This is a genomic window from Paenibacillus sp. NPDC057934 (assembly GCF_042887565.1).
Taxonomy (GTDB): Bacteria; Bacillota; Bacilli; order Paenibacillales; family Paenibacillaceae; genus Paenibacillus_AQ.
In genome coordinates this window covers 518,260-541,459 of record NZ_JBHVPB010000004.1, presented here as the reverse complement: position 1 = coordinate 541,459, position 23,200 = coordinate 518,260, and the positions used below count along the sequence as shown (strand labels likewise).

Here is a 23,200-nt window from a genome sequence, read left to right as displayed (position 1 = left end):
ATATATCTAATTAGATATTAATCTAATAAATAAACATCACGCAATAGGTTTACTCGTTTTATTTTGTTAAAATGAAAAAAGCGTATTACACGATAACCTCTTGAAAGTGAGACTTCTGATGAAAATAGACCGTTTGCTCTCCATCGTCATCCTGTTGCTTAACAGGCGTCACATTCAAGCTAAAGAGCTTGCCGACATGTTCGAAGTGTCTGTACGCACCATTTACCGTGATATAGACACGATCAATGCTGCCGGCATTCCGGTGCTTACCACTCAAGGAGCCGGCGGTGGGATCAGCCTGATGGAAGGTTACCGCCTTGACCGCAACGTGCTGACCGATCGGGAGTTGGCCGATATTTTCACCGCGCTACAAGGCGTCTCCTCTTCCGGCGGAACTAAACATACCTTGCTCATGGAGAAAATCAGCAGTGTGATTCCTCCATCTCAATCGGCCGCCTTCCGTAGCAAGACCACCCAACTCATCGTAGACTTTTCACCACGCGGGCTGAACGGTCCTTTGGAAGAACGCTTGACGATCCTAAAAGAAGCTTTGGAAGAGAGCGTGGCTGTCTCGTTTGAATATGTAGATGCCGAGGGCCAGATCACACAGCGCTCTGTCGAGCCATATACCTTAGTGCTGAAGGGACAGGCCTGGTATTTATACGGTATTTGCGGATTACGGCAGGACTTCCGCATCTTCAAGTTGCTACGTATGAAGTCGCTGGTGAAGGAGGCGCGGATCTATACCAGAGAGGATCTTCCCCTGGAGTCATTACCTTGGGCGGGTGATTGGCAGAGAGAGGGTAGCCCTGTCCCATGCGTACTGCAATTTACTGCCGAGGGCAAGCATTTGGCGGAGGACCGTTTTGATGCTGCCGAGCTGCAGCCTGACGGCAACGGAGGGTACTTCGTAACGATCCACTATCCCGAGGATAGCTGGCTCTATGGCTTCCTGCTTGCTTTCGGCACGTCTGTCGAGGTGCTGGAACCAGCATCCATTCGGCAAAAACTAGGGAAGCTCGCAGCAGAAATCGCCTCAAAGTATACTAAGTAAGACTTCTGTCAACAGAATCTGTCTTGAATGCGCAAATCTTCATCATTGATAAAGGAAAAAATCAAAAAGGGCTGCTCCCACCAATCGGGTGAGAACAGCCCTTTCTTTGATCCATTTAGAGAACGTGTTACTTGACCTCAGCTTCGACTTCTGTCTTCAGAAAATCTGCCTGCGGCGAAGTTTTCTTGATGAAGAAAGACAGTACCAATGCAGCAACAGTCACCCAGGTAGCCACAATAAAGGCATGGTTAATACCGTTAATGGTTGCTTCCTGCGACAGCTTCAACATGGCGACTTTGTCTGTCTTCGAGACCGCTCCGCTAACCAAAGCGTCGGTAATTGTGCTCTTGGTACGATTGGTCATCAAGCTGACGAACACAGCTATCCCCATCGCGCCACCAATCGTACGCAGGGTATTAGACATCGCAGAGCCATGAGAGTTAAGACGCTGCGGAAGCTGATTCAGACCCGCAGTGACAATCGGCATCATCAGCATAGACATCCCGAACATCCGCGCGGTATACGTCAGAATAAGGTATGTGTATGTGGTGGAATCTGTAAGATGACTAAACTCATAAGTCGTGATTGTAGTAATAATTAGACCAATAACCGCAAGCCATCTGGCACCGATCTTATCGAAAATAATCCCCGTAATCGGCGACATGATTCCCATCAGAATCGCACCAGGCAGCAGCAGCAGCCCAGATTCCATCGGCGTAAAGCCGCGAATCGTCTGGAGATAAATCGGCAGCAGAATCATACCGGAGTACATCGCCATCGTAATGATAATATTGATGATGGTGGTTAGTGTAAACATGTTATAACGGAAAATTCTAAACTCCAGCAGCGGCTTGTCGATCTTCAGTTGACGCCATACAAACAACGCCAGGGAAACTGCACCCAGAATGAGACACACGATAACCGTGGTGCTGCCCCAGCCGTCTGTTCCCGCGTCACTAAAGCCGTAGAGTAAACCGCCGAAGCCGAGTGTGGACAAAATGACGCCTAATTTATCAAGCGAAGGAGAAGTGACCTTCCCTACATTTTGCATCGTCTTCGCACCCAGCAGCGTGGAGAAAATAGCCAGTGGCAAGACGATAAAGAACAGTACCCGCCAAGAGTAGTTCTGCACAACCCAACCGGACAATGTAGGACCGACAGCCGGGGCAAAAATCATCGCCACCGCCATTAAGCCCATCGCCTTGCCGCGTTCCTCAATCGGGAAGATGCGCAGGAACACAATGTTCATCAGCGGCATCAGAATCCCTGCACCGACAGCCTGAATCAGTCTGCCGACCAATATCATCTCAAAGCCGGTGCCGACACCACACACCAGCGTACCTATTGAAAAAAGAACCATTGCCGTAATAAACAGCTGGCGGGTCGTAAACTTCTCCACCAGATACGCACTGACCGGTACCAGTACACCGTTAACCAGCATGAAGCCTGTTGTCAGCCATTGGGCCGTATTGGCCAGAATGTTCAAATCTTCCATAATCTTCGGCAGCGCCACATTCATCAGCGTCTGATTGAGCAACGCAACGAATGCACCGATCAAGAGCGCCGCGATAATCGGACCTCTGCGAATGGCTTTGCCTGCCGTAGCATTAGCAGTTATTGTACTCATAATTTCTTTTTGTCTCTCCCTTGTTCTAATATTTGCACGATTTCACCATGTATGCGTAGCAGTTCACCTGCATCCTCGGTAGGGATGTCTGCTAGCGGCAACAGATATCTTCTCAGTGAGGCTTTGCTTTTCTCCATAATCTCACTGCCCTTGTCAGTCAGTGTCAATTGGAAGATCCGTCGATCACTCTCAGACCGCTCCCGCGTTAGCAAACCAGCCTTCACCATCCGGTCCACAACTCCACTGGCCGCACTATTTCCGAGATGCAACAGCTCTGCAAGCTCAGTGATTCCAATTGAAGGATGTGCAGAGATCTTACGCAAGACCATCAACTGGGTAGGCGTAATATCAAGTTCCTCCGCGTCTTTCCACAGCAGTTGCTGAAAAGCATGACTGATCCGGCGAAAGGAAGAGATAATCTCATCCAGCTGCCGTCGCTGCTCATTCTCCTCCACAGCCTTCCCCTCCAGTACCTTTAAAATTAAATACTTCGCATGCGAACTATTCTACTCTTTACGTATTTTCCCGTCAACTACTTGCTGAAATTTTCTGAAATGGATGTTTGTCTACAAAAAAAGCCGTCCACTTCACATGGACGACCAAACAAATAGTTATTTTCGTATATAAATTAATCCACTTATATCCCTAGCTAAGCTTCTCCACAGTTGCCTCCACATGCCCTTTAACCCGAACCTTGTTCCACGCCTCTACAACGGCTCCATTCTCGTCAATCAGAAAGGTCGAACGGACGATGCCCATATATTCCTTGCCATACATTTTTTTCAGCTGCCACACGCCATAAAGTTCACTAACGGCATGCTCCTCGTCCGAGAGCAACAAGAAAGGCAGACCGTACTTGGCAATAAATTTAGCATGCGAGGTTAAACTATCGGTACTGATCCCCAGAACCACTGCACCCTTGGCAGCAATCTCTTCATGAGCATCCCGGAAGTCGCACGCTTCCTGCGTACAGGCGGTTGTCATATTTTTCGGATAAAAATATAAAATGACCTTATGTCCCAAGTATTGGCTCAGACGAATCTGCTCTCCATTCGAGGCAGACAACGTAAAATCCGGGGCGACTTGTCCCACTTCTATTCCAGTATTATTCATGATTTTCTCACACCTTCATTTTATTAGGATAATTATTCCGAAATTGCGCGTATTCCCAAAAGAAATTATAATGTAGAGAATGTGAATGCGAAAGGAAGAACGAGAAATGCCACCAAGAAGGAAACGGCACGCAAAGGCCGGTAAAACTAAGAAACCACTGTTTTGGACTCTGGCTATAATACTTCTTCTAATCATCGGCGGTGTTGTATATTACTTCACTTCCATCGCCAATGAACTTGGCAATCTCCAAAAGGATGGCGACAATTCACCTTTCCAAAATGTGGAAACAGTGGATACCAACACGCCTGATCCTCCTAAATGGGAGGGCACGGAGCCCGTTAATATTCTGCTCATGGGTGTGGATGCCCGTGGGGTGAAGAAAGGCGAAGTCCCCCGATCGGACACGATGCTTGTCGCTTCTCTTGATCCGCTGAAGAAGAAGATCTCTGTCTTCTCTATTCTCCGCGATACGTATGTATCTATTCCGGATCACGGTAAGGAGCGTATCAATACAGCGATTATTTATGGACCTAACACGGCAATGCAGACAGTAGGCGATCTGCTGGGCATCCCGATTCAATATTATGTCTATACGGACTTCCAGGGCTTTATCAAGCTGGTGGATGCGGTAGGCGGTGTGGACTACGACGTAGAGAAGGATATGGTCTACAAGACCATCGCCGACGGACCCGAATACGATATTGATCTCAAAAAGGGCTTCCAGCATCTGGACGGCAATATGGCCCTGCAGTACGTCCGTTTCCGTCATGACGCTACCTCTGACTTCACCCGGACCGAACGTCAACGGGCCTTCCTGAAGGTCGTAGCCGACAAACTGAAAAGTACCACTACACTCTTCAAGCTACCGTCCATTCTGTCAGATGTTAGTCCGTATATTGACACCAATCTGACACTGACCGATATGGCGAAGTTAGCGAGCGTTGGCTATGATAGCAGTATTAACGGCAGTGAGCAGATCCCGCCGATGAACCTGCTCACTGAAGACAAAACCAGTAGCGGGGCAGCTGTTATAGGCATCAGCAGCAACAGCAAGCTCAAGAAATTTGTACAGGATACATTGAATGGTCCTGAGCCCTCTCCTTCACCTGAGACCGGCACGAGTAGTAATGCTCCCGCGACCCCATAGTTCCGTAATGGGCACGGAAGACTATACAATAACCCCCAAGGCATGAACACGGACGGGCGAACAGCGGACATAAACGCTGCTCGCCCGTTCCCTTGCCTATGGAAGATGAAAGGATGAATATTCATGAACCGTTCCACATCAGAGCAACTTTACCAGGAAGCCCTTCAACATATCGTAGGAGGCGTCAACAGTCCCTCCCGTTCCTTCAAAGCCGTCGGCGGAGGTGCCCCTGTATTCATGAAGCGGGCCAGCGGCGCGCATTTCTGGGATGAGGACAATAACCGCTACATAGATTATTTGGCTGCTTACGGACCGATTATTACCGGCCATGCCCACCCTCACATTACCGCAGCCATCACTCAAGCTGCTGAGAACGGCATTCTTTATGGTACACCAACCCATCTGGAAATCAAGCTTGCTAAAATGCTTAAAGAAGCCATCCCTTCGATGGACAAAGTGCGGTTCGTCAATTCCGGCACCGAAGCCGTCATGACCACGATTCGCGTGGCTCGCGCCTATACGAAGCGCAATAAGATCATCAAGTTCGCCGGCTGCTATCACGGCCACTCCGATCTAGTGCTCGTTGCCGCCGGTTCCGGCCCTTCCACACTAGGTATCCCAGACAGCGCCGGCATTCCCGTCAGCCTGGCACAGGAGGTCATCACCGTCCCGTTCAATGACCTGGACGGACTGCGCGAGGCACTTGCCACCTGGGGCGACGATGTGGCCGCTGTTATGGTCGAACCGATTGTCGGCAATTTCGGTATGGTAATGCCGAAGCCAGGCTTCCTGGAAGGACTGTGCAAACAGGCTCGTGACAATGGTTCGCTTGTCATCTACGACGAAGTAATCACGGCTTTCCGCTTCCATTACGGCTCCACTCAAACCTATGCCGGTCTCGATAACCATGAAGACATCACACCTGACTTGACGGCGCTCGGCAAAATCATCGGCGGTGGCCTGCCGATCGGTGCTTATGGTGGGCGCAAGCATGTCATGGAGCAGGTAGCTCCACTCGGTCCTGCTTACCAAGCAGGGACGATGGCGGGGAATCCGGTTTCTATCTCCGCCGGTATTGCCTGTCTTGAGGTGTTAAGCTCAGAAGGCGTCTATGAAGAAATGGAGCGTCTTGCGATCACTCTGACCGAAGGGCTTCAGGCCTCGGCAGACCGTCACGGTATTCCGCTGACGATCAACCGTATCCGTGGTGCATTCTCGACTCATTTTTGCAACCACCCGATCACCGATTACGAAGAAGCGCAGGACACGGACGGAGAAATGTTCGCCAGCTTCTTCCGGCATATGTTGAACCGCGGTATCAATCTCGCGCCGTCCAAGTATGAGGCCTGGTTCCTGACCACCGCACATACCGATGCCGATATTGAGGCTACTCTGGAAGCTGCTGAAGCTTCATTTGCCGCCATGGCGGCGGGTGACCTGTAAGAAGCTGAATCAGTACGTGAAACTCATATAAGCTATATCAGTAAAAGCCGCTGGGGATATTTTGTTCCCCAGCGGCTTTTTTCGTGTCAAATAGTACCGTCCACTCGCTTGCCCGGCAGCTTACTCATACAGACTGTGGATTTCCACACCCTGCGGAAGCTTGAACGGGTTCTCTTTGTTAATCCGGTCATAGAACATGATCCCGTCCAGATGATCCATCTCATGCTGGATAACGATAGCGTGATAGCCTTTATAGCGAACAACGATCTCTTTCCCGCTGTCATCATAACCTTTGACCTTCACAGATTCATATCTTGGCACAAATCCGTGTACTGGACGATCTACCGACAGGCAGCCCTCACTCTCAGGCAAATACACCATTGCCATGGAGTGGCTGATGATCTTGGGATTTACCCAGATCTGCTCTACCTTACGCCCTTTCTCATCGGTGGCAAGCATGACGAACATCCGCTTGGACAACCCAATTTGGTTAGCTGAAAGCCCCACACCAGGACGCAGTTTGTATTTAGCTGCAGTTTCAGGGTCCTGGCTATTCTTCAGGAACTGCATCATGCATTGCATGGCCTCACGATCAGCTTCCTGCAAGGGAAGCTCCACCGGCTGGGTCACCTCACGAAGTACCGGATCTCCTTCCCGAACAATATCGTCCATTCGAATGATATAGTCGGCAGTAAATTTTGCATTAGACAACAATTTCATCCACCTTTGCCTTACGGGCTTGATTTAGATATATATAAGTACTATATGCATTCTTACGGATTTATGAAAGCCGTCCGCAGCTGGCCGCTGTAATTCACGTCAAATCCAAGTCCAGTGGCTAGCGCACCCAACGGAAGATAGGTTTTGTCTTCCTTGCCAACCTTCTGGAGAAAAGCAGGGGTATCAATCGCTACATCCTGCCCATTAACCTTAATCGTCTTCGATCCAATCGTAACGACAACCGTTCTGTCACCGTATTGAATCGTTGCACTTGATGTTTTGTTATCCCATTTGCCAGCTGCGCCTACAGCATTCAGAATATCCTTCAGTGCCAGGAAGTTCTGACCGTTCTTAAGTATCGGCTTGTTGGGAGTATTCAATTCCACACCCTTCACCACAATATTCATGGGTGCGACTGCCGCAGCCGTAGCGGCTGCGGTTGGTATGCGGTATGACCCCCACTGCAGTTCTGCGAACACTGTGGCAATCTTCTCGTACCCTAGCTGTGTCGGGTGAAAATCCGGTGAGTCGCCACTGATAATATGAGTCAATGAGAACTCTGCTCCGGCAAATTGCTTGGCAACATGAGCGACCAGCACCGGTGCGCTGTTTTGGCTGACTGTACCTGCCACAGCCTCAGCGGCAGAAGTAAGACGATCTGCTGCACCCATCAGCTTCGTGTAAGATTGGCCAACGGCAATCTTGGGTGCCGGCTGATATTGATCGGCAAGGAGAATTTTGGCCTCCGGATTAACCACCCGGATATTCTCCAGAATGACCTTCAGATTGGCACTGTAATCGGCCAGCTTCTGCTCAAGCTGTGTCTCAAAATCTGAATCTGTCAGTTCTTTGACCTTCAGGAACAAGCTGCTTAAGTCATTCCCGCCAATTGTAATGGTGATAAGATTCGCCGCCGCAAGCTCCTTGGCCGCTTGCGGGATCTCCGCTGCGAAGGTAGCGATTCTCGGATCGGGAAGACCTTGCTGAATGGCATCTGATGTAGTGACCGCACCGGTTTTGAGCGCCTCTGTGTAATGGCTCAGACCGGAAGTCGTCAACCCGAGAATCCCGTAATTGGCGAGCGTGCTCCGGCCATGGTACCAGCCCTGCTCTAGCAATCTCTCCGCATATCCGTATGGCTTCGCGCTTGGGTTCGTCATTCCCGGCTCATACCCGGCTGTTATGGAATCTCCCAACGCCACGATGCGGAAGGTCTCCTGTCCTTTCTCTTGTGCTGCAGATGCCTCTCCTGCAGCATGCACTGACCCGGGAGCACTTGCCCATAGCAACAGCAGCAGCAGACTGCCCATACTAGCCGCTGTTATCTTCTTCCAAACTTTCAGCATCGTATCCCTCCATCATTCGTTCTGACTCTATTCTATCATCCCGGGTACCCATGCAAAAGAGTGGTTCCTCGTTAAACGAAGAACCACTCTTTGATAAGAAGATAACTATTCTATTGCTATTCCTTGTCGGAATTTGGACTCTGACTTTTAGCGGAGTCATTCGCTGGACCTGGTGGCTCTCCAGCGCGCTCCATATATTTATCATAACGGCCATCTAATTCTTGGCCGATCTTGCGATAACGCCGCGTCTCCTCTACGATGGGGTCCAGCGTCGTCTGGATACGAATCTCATACTTGGGCGAGATTTGCCTAAGCTCCTTAGCAGAGCGGTCGGTCTGCTCCATCTCGCCATCTTCCAGCAGCTCACTCAGCTTGCGTTCCAAATCATCATTGCCGCTCAAGGTCATCATGGATTCCTCCCTATGGCTGATATCCTGTAGCTTCCCCAGCTTTCAGCGAAGCAATCAGCGCATCATGAATACGGCCATTGCTCGCCACAACATGGCGAGTGCCAATATCATAAGCACGCCCACGAGTATCTGTGACCTTGCCACCAGATTCCAATACAAGCAGAACACCGGCCGCGCAATCCCATGGGTTAAGCCCCACTTCCCAGTAAGCGTCGACTCTGCCAGCTGCCACGTAGGCAAGATGTAATGCTGCAGAGCCACCGGCGCGTATGCCCCTGATCTGCGGCAGCAGCTGCTGCAGACCGGCCATGTTCGCTGGCTGCGCAAACTCGCGATCTGGCGGGAAGCCCATGGCTAGCAAGCTGCCAGCCAGTTCATTCTCCACCGAGACGGAAGCACGAATACCGTGTATATATGCGCCCTTACCTTTTTCAGCGACAAACATTTCATCACGGGTCGGGTCATAAATCACGCCAACGGTCAATTCTCCCCGAACGACCAGTGCAATCGACACACAGTAAAAAGGGAAGCCGTGCACAAAGTTGGTGGTTCCGTCCACTGGATCCACAATCCACAAATATTCATGCTCACGTGCTTCTTCAAGCGCGGCAGCAGCTGCGGCAGCACCCGGCTCTACGCCTTCCTCACCAAGGATGGCATGGTCAGGATAATGAGTCAGGATCAGCCTGCGGATCATCTGCTCTACGCCCTTGTCCACTTCTGTGACCAGATCCTGGGCAGAGGTTTTGGTGCCAAGCTCTTTCACCTGTCCCTGTCTGCTTTTGATCCATTCCCCTGCCTTGGCGGCAGCATTAATGGCTACGGCCGTGTGTCCCTTGCTGGTTACGACATAGGGTTCCCGTTCATTTCGGCTATTAGGATTTATAGGATTCATCATTTCACTCCGCTTTCTTGAACATAATCGTCATTTCCGGGCCGGAGCCCCTGCAAAAAAAGTATAAATAACAGCAAGGGATTTCCCGGGCATTTGGTTTTATCCAACGTACCCTATTTCCGGAGACTTATCAAGTCATGGGCAGGCCTCTGTTCCGGCTATATCACCCGGTTTATCACTGTTTATGGTTCAATATTAACGCTGGCCCCGTCTAATACAGTTATTCTATGGTCAGCCTTAGCCGCTTCCTTCATGTCTTCCATTAGTCCAAAAAGCGCACCGTCTTTCAGCTTGGCCTCAATCATCACATCTACGGCAGGCGTATCCTCTGCAATGTGCTGCAGAAAAGCCAGCAATGGCACAGGCTCTACCCCGTCGGCATGACTGCGGGGATCGGAGGGGCTTCGGGGACTCGACACATGAATTTTCGGCGGCAAATGCTCCCCAGGAAGCACATCCTTCAGCGCAAGCGTTGTCTGCCAAGTCTTCAGAATTTCAGGCCACAGTTCCCACGGGAGTTCCCCCTCATTGTTCACCCACTGATGATGAATATCCAGCACCATCGGGAGTCCGAGACGCTGGCAGACTGCCAGCGTCTCCGGGGCGCTAAAGGTCTTGTCGTCGTTCTCCAGCGTAATACGTTCCTGCAGTTCCAAGGGAAGCTCACGGAAATGATCCTCAAACCGAGCTGCCGCCGTAGGCTTGTCCCCATAGGCTCCGCCGATGTGGATGTTGTTCTTTGCCGTTGCGGGCAGTCCCATCGCCTGCAGCATAGCGGAATGATGCTGGAGATCCCGGATGGAATTCACCAGCACCTCTGGCCGCGGCGTACTGAGTACCGTGAAATGATCCGGGTGAAACGACACCCTCATGCCGTGTCTCTTCACATAATCGCCCACTTCAGCGAACGCATCCGCTAGTGCCGCCAGCGGCTTCCAATCCTTAAGATCAGGATGCGTTGCCAGCGGGACCAGCTTCGAGGTCATCCGGTATACTTTGATATCGGAACCATTGTTATGTTTCAGCAGACGTAGCGTGTTGTGCAGATTCGTTCGGGTGATGGTCTCCAGACGACTAAGCGCTGCTTCGCGATCCTCCAGCTTTTTGAATGAAGCCATCGTCATCGTCTTGGAAGGTGAACAGTCGGGAATAACCGTGGACATCGCCACATAACCGAACCGTACAATCATTTCTCTTCCCCGAAAAACATCTCATAAGCAAGCGCGGTCTGCACCCTTGATTCTTCCTCATTCAGCTTGCGGACGAGATCCATCTCCACCGCTGTTACCTCATGTCCCTGAAAATTGATCTCGGCGATGGACGCCGAAATTTTGACGATCGCCACAGCAACATTCTCCGGAGTGTAGGCGATGACCTTTTGCCCGGTCGGATAGACGCGAAATCCTTGCTTTACCATCTTAGTGCGACCATACTCCAGCAGCTCATACAGTTCCTGTTCACTTTTGAATTTGCATACCGAATTGAACTCTGATTGAAAGCCCATCCTTCTCTCTCCTCTCCGGCCGGGATAATCCCGCCTGGCACTTTGCCATACTGTATTATTCGTTATCGTATTTCAGGTTTTGCTTGAAATTATAGCGCTCCAACGCCAGCTCGATCATACGGTCTAGCAGCGCTCTATAGGACACGCCAGTCTCACGCCACAGTAGTGGGTACATACTGTAAGGCGTGAAGCCTGGCATCGTGTTCACTTCATTGATCATAATTTTGCCGTCAGATCTGCGCACGAAGAAGTCAGCCCGCGTAATTCCACTTCCTTCAATAGCCTTGAAAGCCACCAGCGCCGATTCTCTGAGCCGGTCAGCAATATCGGGTTCAACCGGAGCCGGAATCAGCATTTGTGATTTGCCGTCAATGTATTTGGCCGCGTAATCATAATATTCACCGGAGGAAACAATTTCACCCGGAATGGAGGCTTCAGGCTCTTCGTTGCCGAGCACGCCAACCTCGAGCTCCCGTGCATCCACGAATTCTTCAATAATGACCTTCGTATCATACCGGAAAGCATACTCAACAGCCTTAACCAGACTCTCTTGATCTTCCGCTTTGGAAATGCCCACGCTGGAGCCCAGGTTGGCTGGCTTAACGAACACGGGGTAACCCAGCTTATCCTCCACACTCACGATCAGCTCATGACTTCTGTGTTTCCACGAGCTAACGTTGAAGTAGCTGTACTCACACTGGTCCAGTCCGGCTTCAGCGAACAGCTTCTTCATTACAACCTTATCCATGCCTGCCGCCGAGGCCAAAACGCCAGCCCCAATATAAGGAATGTTCGCGATTTCGAACAAGCCCTGGATCGTACCATCTTCCCCATAAGTGCCGTGCAGCATCGGGAACATCACATCAACCGCTGGCGCCTCACCGGAAAGACCGCTGAACACAGCGCTCATCGCAACTCCTGAATCGGAAGATGCATCGGCAAGCTTGAGCTGCTCAATCTGCGCGAAAGGCGCTGTCAGCGTCTCGCCAACCTTCCACAATCCCTGCTTCGTAATATAAAAAGGTAGAATCTCATATTTATCGTAATCAAAAGCATTCATGACTGCAAAAGCCGTCTGCAGCGACACCTCATGCTCACCGGATTTGCCGCCGTATACCAGACCTACGGTCAATTTTGCGTTCCCCATACTCCAATAACCTCTTTCCGAATTATAAATAGTCATTAATATGAAAAAAACGGTAGGCCGTCTTGTCGGTCCACGCATAGGAATCGCGATAATCCCAATACCGGTGGCGGCTGCTGACCGTACGTGCATTCACCAGCGGCATGCCGCCTGCATCGAGCGCCGTGACGAACGTGCTGTGCTGATAATGGCCGTCGCCGTCCCAGTCATAGAAGATGACATCTCCCGGCTGGAGCTGCTCTGCCCGCTCTACCGCTTCAGCACGCAGGCCGCTACTGCGGCTGGCACTCAAATAACGCTGCAGGCTGTCCGACACAGCCCAACTGAAGCTCCACCACTCCTGGCTTCCAGTGTACCCTTTGTACCACCAGCCCGTTTCTCTTTTACCAGTATAGTTGAAAGGCGCCCCCCCTGCAAAGAGACATTGGGAGACATAATTTGTGCAATCCACTTCGAAGTTGGTGTATTCCGGGTTCCCTTCTTTCCACCAACGATCGGCGTATGCCACAGCTGCCTCGCGGTTGTAACGAATCTCTTTGGAGCCGGAATTTCCCCCTAATATATTCTTGTTAAGGAGCGGCTGCGAGGGCTGGGGGGCAGGCAGAACTTCTCCCCATTTGGAGACTCTCCCGTCCGCTTCAGGTTCAATGTAGCGTTTGGCACTCCTCTCTGGAATACTCCGCTCCACTGCTGCAATTTCCCAACTTCCGCCCTGCACAAAAATCAAGCGTTCCGATTCTACTGCATCTTCACGATGCCTCATGCCGCCCTTCTCATAATAAAGCGCGCGGTGCAGCGCCACCTCTGCAATAACCTCACTCGGAGATTGATGTACAACATTTAATGTCTTGACTCCCGTCTCTCCACGCAGCGGCGTGATGCCTCTGACGGCATACCATTCCGACAGCCTGCGCGAGCGCTCCCCCTGCTGTATCCGAAAGCGCGGATCTCTCACCACAGAAAAACGCGACATAGCCCCCGGTTCCACTCGGTCTTTGTTCAGTTGATCCACATATACATACAGACTTCGCTTCCAATCTTGCTCCATTCTACTCCCGCCCCTTCTCCCCTGTTTGGCTGCTGTCCTATGTATATGAAGGAAAGTGCGCTCCTATACAGATGCAATCCATTTTGGACATGATTACAGGGGGGAGAAAACGGGCGGTATTCCCATCAAAAAGGAGCAAAAAAAACTTTACTCCCCTCCTTGTAAACGTTATACTTAAAGAAGATGCAATATATGAAATGGAGTTTCAACAGATGAAACAAGGAGGCGCATTTATGCCAAGCAAGGATCATTTTTCGCTAGCCCGCACCCTGGAGTCGGGTGGCAAAACGTATCGCTACTACGACCTTAATTCCCTTGAACAACAAGGACTGGGCGACATTTCCTCCCTGCCCTTTTCCATCAAAGTATTGCTTGAGGCTGCAGTTCGCCAATTCGACGGACGAGCGATCACGGAAGAGCATGTGAAGCAGTTGGCCGGCTGGGCTGGCGGTATTGACCGGAACAAAGAAATTCCTTTTATCCCTGCTCGGATCGTACTGCAGGACTTCACCGGCGTACCGGTAGTCGTAGACCTGGCAGCCATGCGGGATACAGTTAAAAAAGCAGGCGGCGATCCCAAGAAGATCAATCCGCTCGTACCGGTAGACCTGGTTATTGACCACTCTGTCATGGTTGATGCCTTCGGTACATCCGATGCCCTGGAATACAATATGAACGTTGAATTCGAACGTAATGAAGAGCGCTATCGCTTCCTCCGCTGGGCACAGACAGCCTTCAACAATTTCCGTGCGGTTCCGCCTGCGACGGGTATTGTACACCAGGTGAATCTGGAGTATCTGGCTTCTGTGGCCGCTACGAAGACCCAAGATGGCGAAACCGTAGTTTACCCGGACTCTCTTGTAGGAACGGACTCCCACACTACCATGATCAATGGTCTTGGCGTAGTCGGCTGGGGCGTCGGCGGTATCGAGGCCGAAGCAGGCATGCTGGGTCAACCGCTTTATTTTGTCACACCAGATGTTGTGGGCTTTAAGCTTACCGGCAGCCTTGTAGAAGGCGCTACTGCCACTGACCTGGCTTTGACCGTAACTGAGATGCTACGTAAAAAAGGCGTGGTCGGCAAATTCGTAGAATTCTACGGCCCTGGCCTGGCGAACATCAGTCTCGCAGACCGTGCTACGGTAGCCAACATGGCTCCTGAGTATGGCGCAACGATCGGTTTCTTCCCTGTCGATGAAGAGACACTGGCTTACCTCCGCAGCACCGGCCGTCCTGACGACCTGGTGTCACTGGTGGAATCCTACTACAAAGCACAAGGTATGTTCCGCACCGCAGAAACACCAGACCCGCAGTTCAGCGATGTTATCGAATTGGATCTGGCTTCGGTTGTCCCAAGCTTGGCGGGACCAAAACGTCCGCAGGACCGTGTGGAACTTACGAATATGAAAGAAAGCTTTGAAGGCATTATCCGCACCCCTGTAAATAAGGGTGGATATGGCCTGAGCGACGAGAAAATCAATCAGGTTGTTGAAATAGAGCACAAGAACGGCTCGACTAGCAAGCTGCGTACAGGTGCAGTTGTAATTGCAGCAATCACGAGCTGTACGAACACCTCCAACCCAAGCGTTATGCTGGGTGCAGGTCTATTGGCGAAGAAAGCCGTGGAACGCGGTTTGACTAAGCCGGGATACGTTAAGAGCAGCTTGACCCCAGGCTCGCTGGTAGTTACAGAGTACCTGGAGAAAGCAGATCTGCTGAAACCGCTGGAATCTCTCGGCTTCTACGTAGCTGGATATGGCTGTGCTACTTGTATCGGTAACTCTGGCCCACTGCCAGATGAAGTCAGCGAAGCGATTAACGACAACGACTTGACGGTAGCTGCTGTAATTTCAGGTAACCGGAACTTTGAAGGCCGTGTCCATGCGCAGGTCAAAGCCAACTATCTGGCTTCCCCGCCGCTGGTTGTCGCTTACGCGCTGGCAGGTACTGTTGACATTGATCTGCAGAATGAGCCGCTCGGATATGATCCTCAAGGCGAGCCTGTCTTCCTGAAGGATATCTGGCCTACTTCCGCGGAAATCAAAGAAGCGATCGGCCTCTCCTTGAGCCCGGAAATGTTCCGTCGTAAATACGAAAATGTATTTACCGCGAACGAACGTTGGAATTCGATTCCAGTACCAGAAGGCGAACTGTATGAGTGGGACGACAACTCCACGTACATTCAGAATCCGCCGTTCTTCGAACATCTGGCCGACGGCCTTGGCGACATCGAGAATGTAACTAACGCACGCGTGCTGGCGCTGCTGGGTGATTCTGTAACAACAGACCATATCTCTCCAGCAGGTAACATCTCTACGAACGGTCCGGCAGGCGAGTACCTGCGCGATCACGGCGTAGAGCGTGCAGACTTCAACTCCTACGGCTCACGTCGTGGTAACCATGAAGTGATGATGCGCGGTACCTTCGCCAACATTCGTATCCGTAACGCTGTGGCTCCGGGCACAGAGGGCGGGGTAACCACCTTCCTGCCAAGCGAAGAGGTTATGTCCATCTATGACGCTTCCATGCTGTATCAGTCCGCAGGACAGAATCTCGTTGTCATCGCCGGAAAAGAGTACGGCACAGGCAGCTCCCGCGACTGGGCCGCTAAAGGAACCCTGCTCCTGGGCGTCAAAGCCGTCATCGCCGAGAGCTTTGAGCGGATTCACCGCAGCAACTTGGTCGGCATGGGCGTTCTGCCACTGCAATTCAAAGAAGGTCATAGCTGGACCAGCCTGGGCCTGACCGGACGCGAGACCTTCAACATTACCGGTCTAGACAACCATGTGTTGCCTAGCCAAGAATTGACCGTCACGGCTACCCGCGAAGACGGAACCCACTTCGAGTTCCCTGCTATCGCACGTCTCGACAGTACCGTGGATATCGACTACTACCGCAATGGCGGTATTCTGCAGACCGTACTCCGCCAGATGCTGGCCGACGCTACAACTACAGATAACGCCCTTTCGGTTGAATAACCTGAACGTTTAAACAGAGGATGTCCCTTGAGCCATTGGCGCTGGGGGCATCCTCTTTTGTATGGTTAGACGTAAAGTGATGGGTGGGGGATCATGGCTCCGTCGTTCGTAGTTCATGGATCGTGGAACTTAGCTCGTGGCTCGTCGATTGTGGCTCGTAGCTCGTGAATCATCGACCGTAGTTCTCGTGGCTCGTCGATCGTAGATCGTGAATCGTTGATTGTAGCTTGCAGATCAGCGTTTCGTGGATCGTGGATCGTCGATTGTAGCTTGCAGATCAGCGTTTCGTAGCTCGTGGATCGTCGATTGTAGCTTGCAGATCAGCGTTTCGTAGCTCGTGGATCGTCGATTGTGGCTTGCAGATCAACGTTTCGTAGCTCGTCGTTAACAGAGAGCTTATAAGTAGTATCGAAGTGTAATTAGCGGCATTTTTGTACCTTAAAATCTCTGCAGCTAAGGGTTAGTGAAGATTAAGTGCAATATTGTACCTTAATTCTTCCAGAATACCCCGTCTAGCGTACTTTTCCGAAAAATAAGATACAATAATGCCTCTATTTCCCTCATTTGTCTATATTGGAGGGAAATAAGGTACAAAAATGCCTTTAGTTGGGGAGGGACCCCTCTTTTTCACTGTTAACGACTGGTGAAGGGGAAATTGACTGCTTTTAGTGGATGAAATCTGTCGATAGTCTATGTTCCGGTGCTAGCTTTCCTATGAACAGCTTTCAGGCGACCGCGTTCACTCGATCCTGCAGTTCCAAACTTCCAGCTTCGTTCGCTCATCTTCGTCTTTGGTTAATTTCTTTTGTTCGGCTTGTTTACTTTCTGTTTCTGTTTTCTGCTTTCTAAACCGAAGATAGTTACTCATAAGAGAGAAAAAAGGTTGTTCCAAAACGCTTGGAACAACCTTTTCATGTACTGCCGCGGATGTCGGACGCGGAGGCTGCAGTGCCTGGCCAGTAGCGGTGCTAGAAGGCTGGCCCAGACGTTAGCACTGGCCGCGGTGCGCCACGGCTGCTGGCCCAGACGTTAGCACTGGCCGCGGTGCGCCAGCTGCTGGCCCGATCTTTAGGTGCTGGCCGCGCCTATGCGGCAGCTTCCCAGCCTCTGCTGCTAGCCGCCTCCAAGGGCGCGGCTAGCAGCCAGGGCTTGATGCTGCCGTCTGATGTTACGGCAGCATCAAGCCCATCTCAGCCGCCGTCTCATGGAGGACGGCGGCATACGCCAGCAGCGTCTCCTGGGAGAGACGGCTGACTGGCCCGGACACGGACAGCGCGGCTACGACGGTGCCGCTGCGTCCCACCACTGGCACGGCTACCGCCGCCGCGCCAGGCTCGCGCTCCTCGAAGCTCGTCGCGTAGCCCAGCTTCATAATCTCCTGGAGCTGATGCTTATAAGCATCGCGCTCCACATAGTCGGGCCAGCCGGGGCCCTCCAGCAGCGACTGCAGCACCTCTGGCGGCGCATAGGCCGCCAGCACCTTGCTGGAAGCGCCCACCGACAGCGGCAGGCGAGCGCCAATCTGCGCCACCCGGCGGATGGCCTGCTGGCTCTGCACAGCCTGAATGCGCACACGCTCCAGTCCGTCGCGCAGGTACAGGCTGACTGTCTCGCCAAGCCGGTCGCGCAGCCGTTCCATGGCCGGCAACAGCAGAGCTGCCGACTCATCGTAAGCTGGCAGATGGGTCGATAGCTCCCAGACACGAATGCCTAGACGGTATTTCTCCGTCGCTGCATTGCGAGTCAGGAACCCTTTTTCCTCCAGCGTCGTTAACAGCCGATGCACCGTACTCTTATGTAGGCCAATCTGCCCCGCAATCTCCGTCAATCCGAGCTCGTTCTCCTTCGTAAAACACAACAATATATCAAGCGCCCGTTCTACGGCGCGCACCGTCAGTTTGCGGTCCTCCACCCTGATCTCCCCTTTTGTTTCATCAAATGAAACTCGGTTACATTATTAAATATAATCAATTCTATCTTAGAGCAAAAGCCTGCGGAAATCCAGCACATTCAGCACACGGAAAAGGCTGGGTTCCACTTTACAGTTGCATTACAAAACCACCGATTTCATTGACTTTGATAAGTCATGATCATACGATATATATAAGTAGAAAGACGCTAATACGTAAGACTTTTCACACTTGTATCTGTCAAAAAGATTAGGAGGGTGACCATCATGGATTTGGCTACAACCCGCACCGGCACGCCGGTCTCCCGCCAGCCTATAAAGCGCAAGCCCGATACGCCGCCGCCATTGTCTCTGGGCATGATTCGCCTCAGGCATGTCATTGTAGCATTACTGCTTTCGGTATTCTTCTTCTTCGTGTTTTGCTTCATCTCGCTGCATGGATATATCGCCTGGGTGTTGTCCAATCCTACAGTCGCCCCTCTTTATTCTAACCCTTCAATTGCCAAGGGCCTCAAATATGAGGATGTAACTTTCCCGGCACTGGACGGCAGTCGCACCATGCAAGGATGGTATATTCCCGCTGAAGGGTCTACGAAGACCATCGTGTTTAGCCATGGATATGGTGCCAATCGCGAAGAATCATGGGTACCGATGTATGATCTTGCGCATTACGCCCATCGCCTGAATTTTAATGTCGTGATGTTCGATTATGGATTTGCTTCACAGATTAACAAGGATATCGCCACCGGCGGCAAAAAAGAATCCCAACAGCTGCTAGGTGCCATCCAGTTCGCCAAGGAGAAAGGCGCGCAGCAGATTGTCGTATGGGGCTTCTCCATGGGGGCTGGGACCGCGCTTCAGGCTGGACTGGTCACCAAGGATGTTGATGCCATGATTCTCGACAGCACCTTCCTACTGGAGCCGGACACGCTGTACCATAATATCAAGCAGAACATCGATCTGCCGCGCCAACCCTCTCTGGAAATTATGGAGCTGCTGTTCCCGTTACTGAATGGAACCGGACTGAATCAGATTCCATACGCCAAGGTAAAATCAGAGGATTATCCATTCCCGATCCTGTTCCTACACGGAACGAAGGATGACAAGGCGCCTTATCCAATTGCCGAGGAGCTTGCAGCGAACCAAAGCAACCCTTACTCTGAATCCTGGATTGTAGAAGGTAGCCATCATGAACTGTTATTCCGGGAGCATCCGCGCGAATACTTGCGCCGGGTCTCTGCATTCCTCGGTAATGTGCAGCTGGCGGAAGCGAAAGAAATTGAACAGTCCACTATTGTAAAACCTTGACTACTTTCATAGATTAGGGTAATGCCATCGCCGACTTGCGTCTGCTTTATAGCATTAATATTTCATACTATATCTTAGTCATGATATAAACCTTTCGTAATTCACCTATAGATGCACATGAGCCTCCTTCCGTGGTATGCAGAAATGCTGCCGGGAGGAGGTCTTTCTTTTCTTCGAGATCAGCCAGCCACAATCCACGCGTATTATTATAGACTTACCACTTTGCAGGATATTCAAATTCTGATGTTCACGAAAAGCAGATCAATTCAGGCCATTCCGGATCAATTCAGGTCAATTCAAACCACCTGCCTCTAACCCATTCCTCATTCTTTCCCTCTATGTTCTACTCTAAGTTCTTCTCTGAGCTCTACCCTAAGCCCTCTCTGATTCCCTCTCTAAAGCTCTTTTTTACACTCTTCTCTAGACTGTTCGCCAAGCTTTCTTCTAAACCATTTTCTAAATTCCTCCCTTCGTGCTTCCTTAATATTTGCCGTCCCACCAAGCTCATAAGCCATCTATTCTGCTCATATAAATGTATTTGTGAAGTCATATCACGGGAGGTTTGAACAGGTAATGCTATATGTATACGGACCGATGCTGCCAGTACGCATTCTGGAAGAAATCGTATTTTGGAAGACTCAGGAGAAGGAGCATACCGAAGTAATCAAGGCCATCGTTCCCAATCTGGAACAACATTATGTGAAACTGCTGGATGAATGGGCTGTCGTCTTTGGGGCTACCGAGGAAGCTGCTAGACATCTGCTGGAATCCGCTCTGTCAGCCCCGGCTCATGGGGATCAATGGGCTTTGATCAACGAGACTGAACAGCTACTACGTGTAGCTAGCGCACAGTCTTCCGAATTCATAAGACAGCTATATGCCATCATGGAAGGCAGTGCTGCGGTCAAGGCCGTTCCGCTGGCAACCGTCGTCCTGCTGCATATCATCCGCGAATCGGAATACTTCCTTGCCGTCCTGCAGACATTGAATACGCCGGGGCAGCTGGGAGGAATGATGCGCGAGTATGCGCTGAGCGGATTGGCAGATCCGGAGGAACGGTCAGCAGAGCTGGATTATGTAGCGGATAATAACTATACAGTAGAACAAGGCGAGCATGTGCCGAGCGACTTAGAAGATTCGGAGGAACGACCAAGAGAACTGGATTTTGCAGCGAAAAATAGCTATACAGCGGAACAAGGCGGATATGCACTGGGCGACTTAGAAGATTCGGAGGAACGACCAAGAGAACTGGATTATACGAAGGAACAAGGTTATTTTCTAGAACAAGATGGTTCGTATTTGCTACAGGAATCACGCGATTTATCTGCTGTTCCGATTGGCGGCCACCGTCTGCCGCCCCTGCCTTATGCGTACAACGCGCTGGAACCCTATATTGATGAGAAAACGATGCATATTCACCATGACAAGCACCATCAAAGCTACGTAGATGGCTTAAACACTGCCGAAATAAAGCTGGCCCAAGCCCGCAAGAGCGGCAATTTCGATCTGGTGAAGCATTGGGAACGGGAGCTGGCCTTTAACGGGGCAGGACACTACCTACACACCATCTTCTGGAATGTAATGTCGCCACAGGGTGGCGGCCGTCCAACCGGGCCACTACTGGATGCTATTGAGCAAAGCTTCGGTAGCTACGACAGCTTCAAGCAGCAGTTCAGCGAAGCGGCGAACAAGGTAGAGGGTGGTGGATGGGCAATCCTAGTATGGAGCCCGCGCAGCCATAGACTGGAGATTTTAACCGCCGAAAAGCACCAAAACCTGTCCCAATGGGATGTCATTCCGCTGCTCGCTCTGGATGTATGGGAGCATGCATACTACCTGAAGCACCAAAATAAGCGTGACGACTATATCAAGGACTGGTGGAACGTGGTGAACTGGCCTTACGTATCCGAGCGCTACAATGCCGCCAGCAAGCTGGCCTGGCAACCTTATTAAGGAATAAGGTTAGCGGTGGCTTAAACTGTTTCGGTAAGCGGTATACCCATATTCAATTCAAATCTGCTCGATTTCTTCACATGATCCTTAACTCTCCCCGATGGCGTAAATTAAGTTGCGCACCAAGATTTGGAGCCTACTACAGGGTGTGGGAATAACAGGAATAGCTCCTGTTATTTCGATTCAATCCCCTTCTTTTCTAAAGATAACTGGAAAAACTCCTGTTAATTCCCTCGTAATTAGAGTGTTATGAATAAAAAGAGGTTTTTAACGGGAGAAATTCCAGTTATTTATGGAGCACAAGGCAAAATCAAATAATTAACGGTATATTTTCCCGCTATTCAAGCCCCACATATCCCCGAATGACGACTGGGCGAATATTACGGTAACGTGCTGAGTTTAAACTGCGGTTGCTGTTACTCCTCTATTTCTTAGAAGTTAATGGATCTCTATCACTGAATTATAAATGATCGGCTACGGATGTATTACGCAAGATAGCTCAGCAGCCCCAGAAGCCCAAGCCGCCCCAGCAACACGTTAGATTTTCAAGTTCATAGTATATAGCTAGAAAATACACACCTATAAGCACGCCAGCAAACCAAAAAAGGACCTGCCTGCCATCGGAATGGCTGGTAGGTCCTTCTTGCTGTATTATTCCTTGATCAAAGCCAGAAACTCAGCACGGGCCGCGGCATCCTCACGGAAGGTTCCCCGTGTTGCCATCGTTACCGTTTTGCTTCCCGGCTTCTTCACGCCACGGGCACACATGCACAGATGTTCACCCTCCACCACGACCATCACGCCGTGGGGATTTAGCACCTCTGTCATAATATCCGCGATCTGTGCTGTAATGCGTTCCTGCACCTGCAAGCGGCGGCTGACGGCTTCAACGAGCCGGGCCAGCTTGCTAAGTCCTGCTATTCTCCCGCTTGGCACATATCCAATGTGCACTTTGCCGAAGAAAGGGGCCATGTGATGCTCACACTGGCTGTAGTAGACGATATCTTTGACGATGACGAGCTCTTCATGCGACTCGTCAAAGCTAACGCCGAGCGCCTCACGGGGATCCACTGAGTATCCACCGAAGATCTCCTCATACATCCGTGTAACACGCGCCGGGGTTTCCAGCAAACCCTCGCGGGCCGTATCTTCCCCGATTAATTCCAATATTTTCTCAACGTGATACTCTATTTGTTCACGGTGTTTCGATACATTGCTGTTTACGTAGTCCTTGATGCCCCCCATGCACAACCTCTCCCTTCCGCACCCGCGCGAAAATCTATCTATACCGGACTTCGGTTATCTGCCCTTGCGATTTCCGCCTCTGCCCGGAGCAGGACGTCCCGCCTGCGGGTTATTACCCTTCATCATCTGCTGAGCCCGCTGCATTTGCTTGCTGTTCAGATTGTACCCCATTTGTTTGGCTACCTTTTGCAACATTTCCGGATCATTCTGCATCGTTGTCATTTGTCTGCGCAGATAGTATACACCGATGAAGAATCCACCGATCAGACCTACGACTAACGTAATAATGGGTAATGCAACACTCATCCCAAGTCCACCTCTATTGCTTTTGTCTACGCCACTAGGCACGCGAGTAT

General features: G+C 51.0%; 20 protein-coding genes. 6 read left to right on the top strand and 14 right to left on the bottom strand.

The features are described 5' to 3' along the window. Window positions 1-106: 106 nt before the first annotated feature. Window positions 107-1,054: a helix-turn-helix transcriptional regulator gene (locus tag ACFVRY_RS12280; RefSeq protein WP_387500501.1), complete on the top strand. Its 948-nt coding sequence runs from the start codon at window positions 107-109 to the stop codon at window positions 1,052-1,054. Between the two features lie 127 nt (window positions 1,055-1,181). Here ACFVRY_RS12280 and ACFVRY_RS12275 read toward each other — a convergent pair whose 3' ends face one another. The 3 genes from ACFVRY_RS12275 to bcp all read right to left on the bottom strand — a co-directional run bounded on the left by ACFVRY_RS12275 (window position 1,182) and on the right by bcp (window position 3,794). Beyond that, window positions 1,182-2,681 carry a DHA2 family efflux MFS transporter permease subunit gene (locus ACFVRY_RS12275; protein ID WP_387500459.1) on the bottom strand — a complete coding sequence of 500 codons (1,500 nt, stop codon included), beginning with the start codon at window positions 2,679-2,681 and terminating at the stop codon, window positions 1,182-1,184. Next, the gene (locus ACFVRY_RS12270; protein ID WP_066374450.1) at window positions 2,678-3,136 is read right to left on the bottom strand and encodes a MarR family winged helix-turn-helix transcriptional regulator; all 459 of its coding nucleotides are present in this window, start codon (window positions 3,134-3,136) and stop codon (window positions 2,678-2,680) included. The genes ACFVRY_RS12275 and ACFVRY_RS12270 overlap by 4 nt, the downstream gene beginning before the upstream one ends. Window positions 3,137-3,326: 190 nt before the next feature. After that, window positions 3,327-3,794: a thioredoxin-dependent thiol peroxidase gene (gene bcp, locus ACFVRY_RS12265; protein ID WP_387500458.1), complete on the bottom strand. Its 468-nt coding sequence runs from the start codon at window positions 3,792-3,794 to the stop codon at window positions 3,327-3,329. A gap of 106 nt (window positions 3,795-3,900) precedes the next feature. On the opposite strand from bcp, the gene ACFVRY_RS12260 reads away from it, so the two are divergent. Then, a complete protein-coding gene (locus ACFVRY_RS12260; protein ID WP_387500457.1) occupies window positions 3,901-4,941 on the top strand; it encodes an LCP family protein in 1,041 nt (346 codons plus the stop codon). 123 nt (window positions 4,942-5,064) lie between these two features. Then, window positions 5,065-6,384: a glutamate-1-semialdehyde 2,1-aminomutase gene (locus ACFVRY_RS12255; protein WP_387500456.1), complete on the top strand. Its 1,320-nt coding sequence runs from the start codon at window positions 5,065-5,067 to the stop codon at window positions 6,382-6,384. 120 nt (window positions 6,385-6,504) lie between these two features. Here the strand turns inward: ACFVRY_RS12255 and def are convergent, their stop codons facing one another. The 8 genes from def to ACFVRY_RS12215 all read right to left on the bottom strand — a co-directional run bounded on the left by def (window position 6,505) and on the right by ACFVRY_RS12215 (window position 13,451). Then, window positions 6,505-7,056 (bottom strand): peptide deformylase, encoded by a 552-nt coding sequence (gene def, locus ACFVRY_RS12250; RefSeq protein ID WP_387500500.1) that lies wholly within the window; start codon window positions 7,054-7,056, stop codon window positions 6,505-6,507. Window positions 7,057-7,157: 101 nt separating this feature from the next. Next, on the bottom strand, window positions 7,158-8,450 hold the full coding sequence (locus ACFVRY_RS12245) for a stalk domain-containing protein (protein WP_387500455.1): 1,293 nt from the start codon (window positions 8,448-8,450) through the stop codon (window positions 7,158-7,160). A 116-nt stretch (window positions 8,451-8,566) separates the two neighbouring features. Beyond that, the gene (locus ACFVRY_RS12240) at window positions 8,567-8,857 is read right to left on the bottom strand and encodes a hypothetical protein (protein ID WP_387500499.1); all 291 of its coding nucleotides are present in this window, start codon (window positions 8,855-8,857) and stop codon (window positions 8,567-8,569) included. 13 nt (window positions 8,858-8,870) lie between these two features. Next, complete coding sequence (locus tag ACFVRY_RS12235; protein ID WP_387500498.1) at window positions 8,871-9,755, bottom strand: inositol monophosphatase family protein; 885 nt, start codon at window positions 9,753-9,755, stop codon at window positions 8,871-8,873. Between the two features lie 182 nt (window positions 9,756-9,937). Further along, the gene (gene uvsE, locus ACFVRY_RS12230; RefSeq protein WP_387500454.1) at window positions 9,938-10,945 is read right to left on the bottom strand and encodes a UV DNA damage repair endonuclease UvsE; all 1,008 of its coding nucleotides are present in this window, start codon (window positions 10,943-10,945) and stop codon (window positions 9,938-9,940) included. Further along, a complete protein-coding gene (locus tag ACFVRY_RS12225) occupies window positions 10,942-11,259 on the bottom strand; it encodes a hypothetical protein (RefSeq protein WP_066374462.1) in 318 nt (105 codons plus the stop codon). Before ACFVRY_RS12225 ends, uvsE begins: the two co-directional genes overlap by 4 nt. A gap of 55 nt (window positions 11,260-11,314) precedes the next feature. Beyond that, a complete protein-coding gene (locus ACFVRY_RS12220) occupies window positions 11,315-12,406 on the bottom strand; it encodes a D-alanine--D-alanine ligase (protein WP_387500453.1) in 1,092 nt (363 codons plus the stop codon). Window positions 12,407-12,428: 22 nt separating this feature from the next. Further along, window positions 12,429-13,451: an amidase domain-containing protein gene (locus ACFVRY_RS12215; RefSeq protein ID WP_387500452.1), complete on the bottom strand. Its 1,023-nt coding sequence runs from the start codon at window positions 13,449-13,451 to the stop codon at window positions 12,429-12,431. A 233-nt stretch (window positions 13,452-13,684) separates the two neighbouring features. On the opposite strand from ACFVRY_RS12215, the gene acnA reads away from it, so the two are divergent. Beyond that, a complete protein-coding gene (gene acnA / locus ACFVRY_RS12210) occupies window positions 13,685-16,429 on the top strand; it encodes an aconitate hydratase AcnA (RefSeq protein ID WP_387500451.1) in 2,745 nt (914 codons plus the stop codon). A 1,168-nt stretch (window positions 16,430-17,597) separates the two neighbouring features. Here the strand turns inward: acnA and ACFVRY_RS12205 are convergent. Then, window positions 17,598-18,341, bottom strand: a complete 744-nt coding sequence (locus tag ACFVRY_RS12205) for an IclR family transcriptional regulator (protein WP_066374469.1) — start codon at window positions 18,339-18,341, stop codon at window positions 17,598-17,600. A gap of 264 nt (window positions 18,342-18,605) precedes the next feature. Here ACFVRY_RS12205 and ACFVRY_RS12200 point away from each other — a divergent pair, with 264 nt between their 5' ends. Together ACFVRY_RS12200 and ACFVRY_RS12195 are read left to right on the top strand one after the other, a co-directional pair. Beyond that, window positions 18,606-19,646, top strand: a complete 1,041-nt coding sequence (locus ACFVRY_RS12200) for an alpha/beta hydrolase (protein WP_387500449.1) — start codon at window positions 18,606-18,608, stop codon at window positions 19,644-19,646. A 573-nt stretch (window positions 19,647-20,219) separates the two neighbouring features. Beyond that, window positions 20,220-21,599: a Fe-Mn family superoxide dismutase gene (locus tag ACFVRY_RS12195; protein ID WP_387500448.1), complete on the top strand. Its 1,380-nt coding sequence runs from the start codon at window positions 20,220-20,222 to the stop codon at window positions 21,597-21,599. A 651-nt stretch (window positions 21,600-22,250) separates the two neighbouring features. Here ACFVRY_RS12195 and folE read toward each other — a convergent pair. Together folE and ACFVRY_RS12185 are read right to left on the bottom strand one after the other, a co-directional pair. Continuing rightward, window positions 22,251-22,844, bottom strand: coding sequence for a GTP cyclohydrolase I FolE (gene folE / locus ACFVRY_RS12190; protein WP_066374474.1), 594 nt, complete (start codon window positions 22,842-22,844; stop codon window positions 22,251-22,253). A 54-nt stretch (window positions 22,845-22,898) separates the two neighbouring features. Then, on the bottom strand, window positions 22,899-23,150 hold the full coding sequence (locus ACFVRY_RS12185) for a YneF family protein (protein WP_379468397.1): 252 nt from the start codon (window positions 23,148-23,150) through the stop codon (window positions 22,899-22,901). Window positions 23,151-23,200 lie beyond the last annotated feature (50 nt).

Coding starts and splice junctions, on each gene's coding strand:
- uvsE (WP_387500454.1), bottom strand. CDS start 10,945: ATGATTGTACGGTTCGGTTATGTGGCGATGTCCACGGTTATTCCCGAC.
- ACFVRY_RS12185 (WP_379468397.1), bottom strand. CDS start 23,150: ATGAGTGTTGCATTACCCATTATTACGTTAGTCGTAGGTCTGATCGGT.
- ACFVRY_RS12240 (WP_387500499.1), bottom strand. CDS start 8,857: ATGACCTTGAGCGGCAATGATGATTTGGAACGCAAGCTGAGTGAGCTG.
- ACFVRY_RS12245 (WP_387500455.1), bottom strand. CDS start 8,450: ATGCTGAAAGTTTGGAAGAAGATAACAGCGGCTAGTATGGGCAGTCTG.
- ACFVRY_RS12215 (WP_387500452.1), bottom strand. CDS start 13,451: ATGGAGCAAGATTGGAAGCGAAGTCTGTATGTATATGTGGATCAACTG.
- ACFVRY_RS12235 (WP_387500498.1), bottom strand. CDS start 9,755: ATGAATCCTATAAATCCTAATAGCCGAAATGAACGGGAACCCTATGTC.
- ACFVRY_RS12225 (WP_066374462.1), bottom strand. CDS start 11,259: ATGGGCTTTCAATCAGAGTTCAATTCGGTATGCAAATTCAAAAGTGAA.
- ACFVRY_RS12275 (WP_387500459.1), bottom strand. CDS start 2,681: ATGAGTACAATAACTGCTAATGCTACGGCAGGCAAAGCCATTCGCAGA.
- acnA (WP_387500451.1), top strand. CDS start 13,685: ATGCCAAGCAAGGATCATTTTTCGCTAGCCCGCACCCTGGAGTCGGGT.
- folE (WP_066374474.1), bottom strand. CDS start 22,844: ATGGGGGGCATCAAGGACTACGTAAACAGCAATGTATCGAAACACCGT.
- bcp (WP_387500458.1), bottom strand. CDS start 3,794: ATGAATAATACTGGAATAGAAGTGGGACAAGTCGCCCCGGATTTTACG.
- ACFVRY_RS12200 (WP_387500449.1), top strand. CDS start 18,606: ATGGATTTGGCTACAACCCGCACCGGCACGCCGGTCTCCCGCCAGCCT.
- ACFVRY_RS12220 (WP_387500453.1), bottom strand. CDS start 12,406: ATGGGGAACGCAAAATTGACCGTAGGTCTGGTATACGGCGGCAAATCC.
- ACFVRY_RS12255 (WP_387500456.1), top strand. CDS start 5,065: ATGAACCGTTCCACATCAGAGCAACTTTACCAGGAAGCCCTTCAACAT.
- ACFVRY_RS12195 (WP_387500448.1), top strand. CDS start 20,220: ATGCTATATGTATACGGACCGATGCTGCCAGTACGCATTCTGGAAGAA.
- def (WP_387500500.1), bottom strand. CDS start 7,056: ATGGACGATATTGTTCGGGAAGGAGATCCGGTACTTCGTGAGGTGACC.
- ACFVRY_RS12260 (WP_387500457.1), top strand. CDS start 3,901: ATGCCACCAAGAAGGAAACGGCACGCAAAGGCCGGTAAAACTAAGAAA.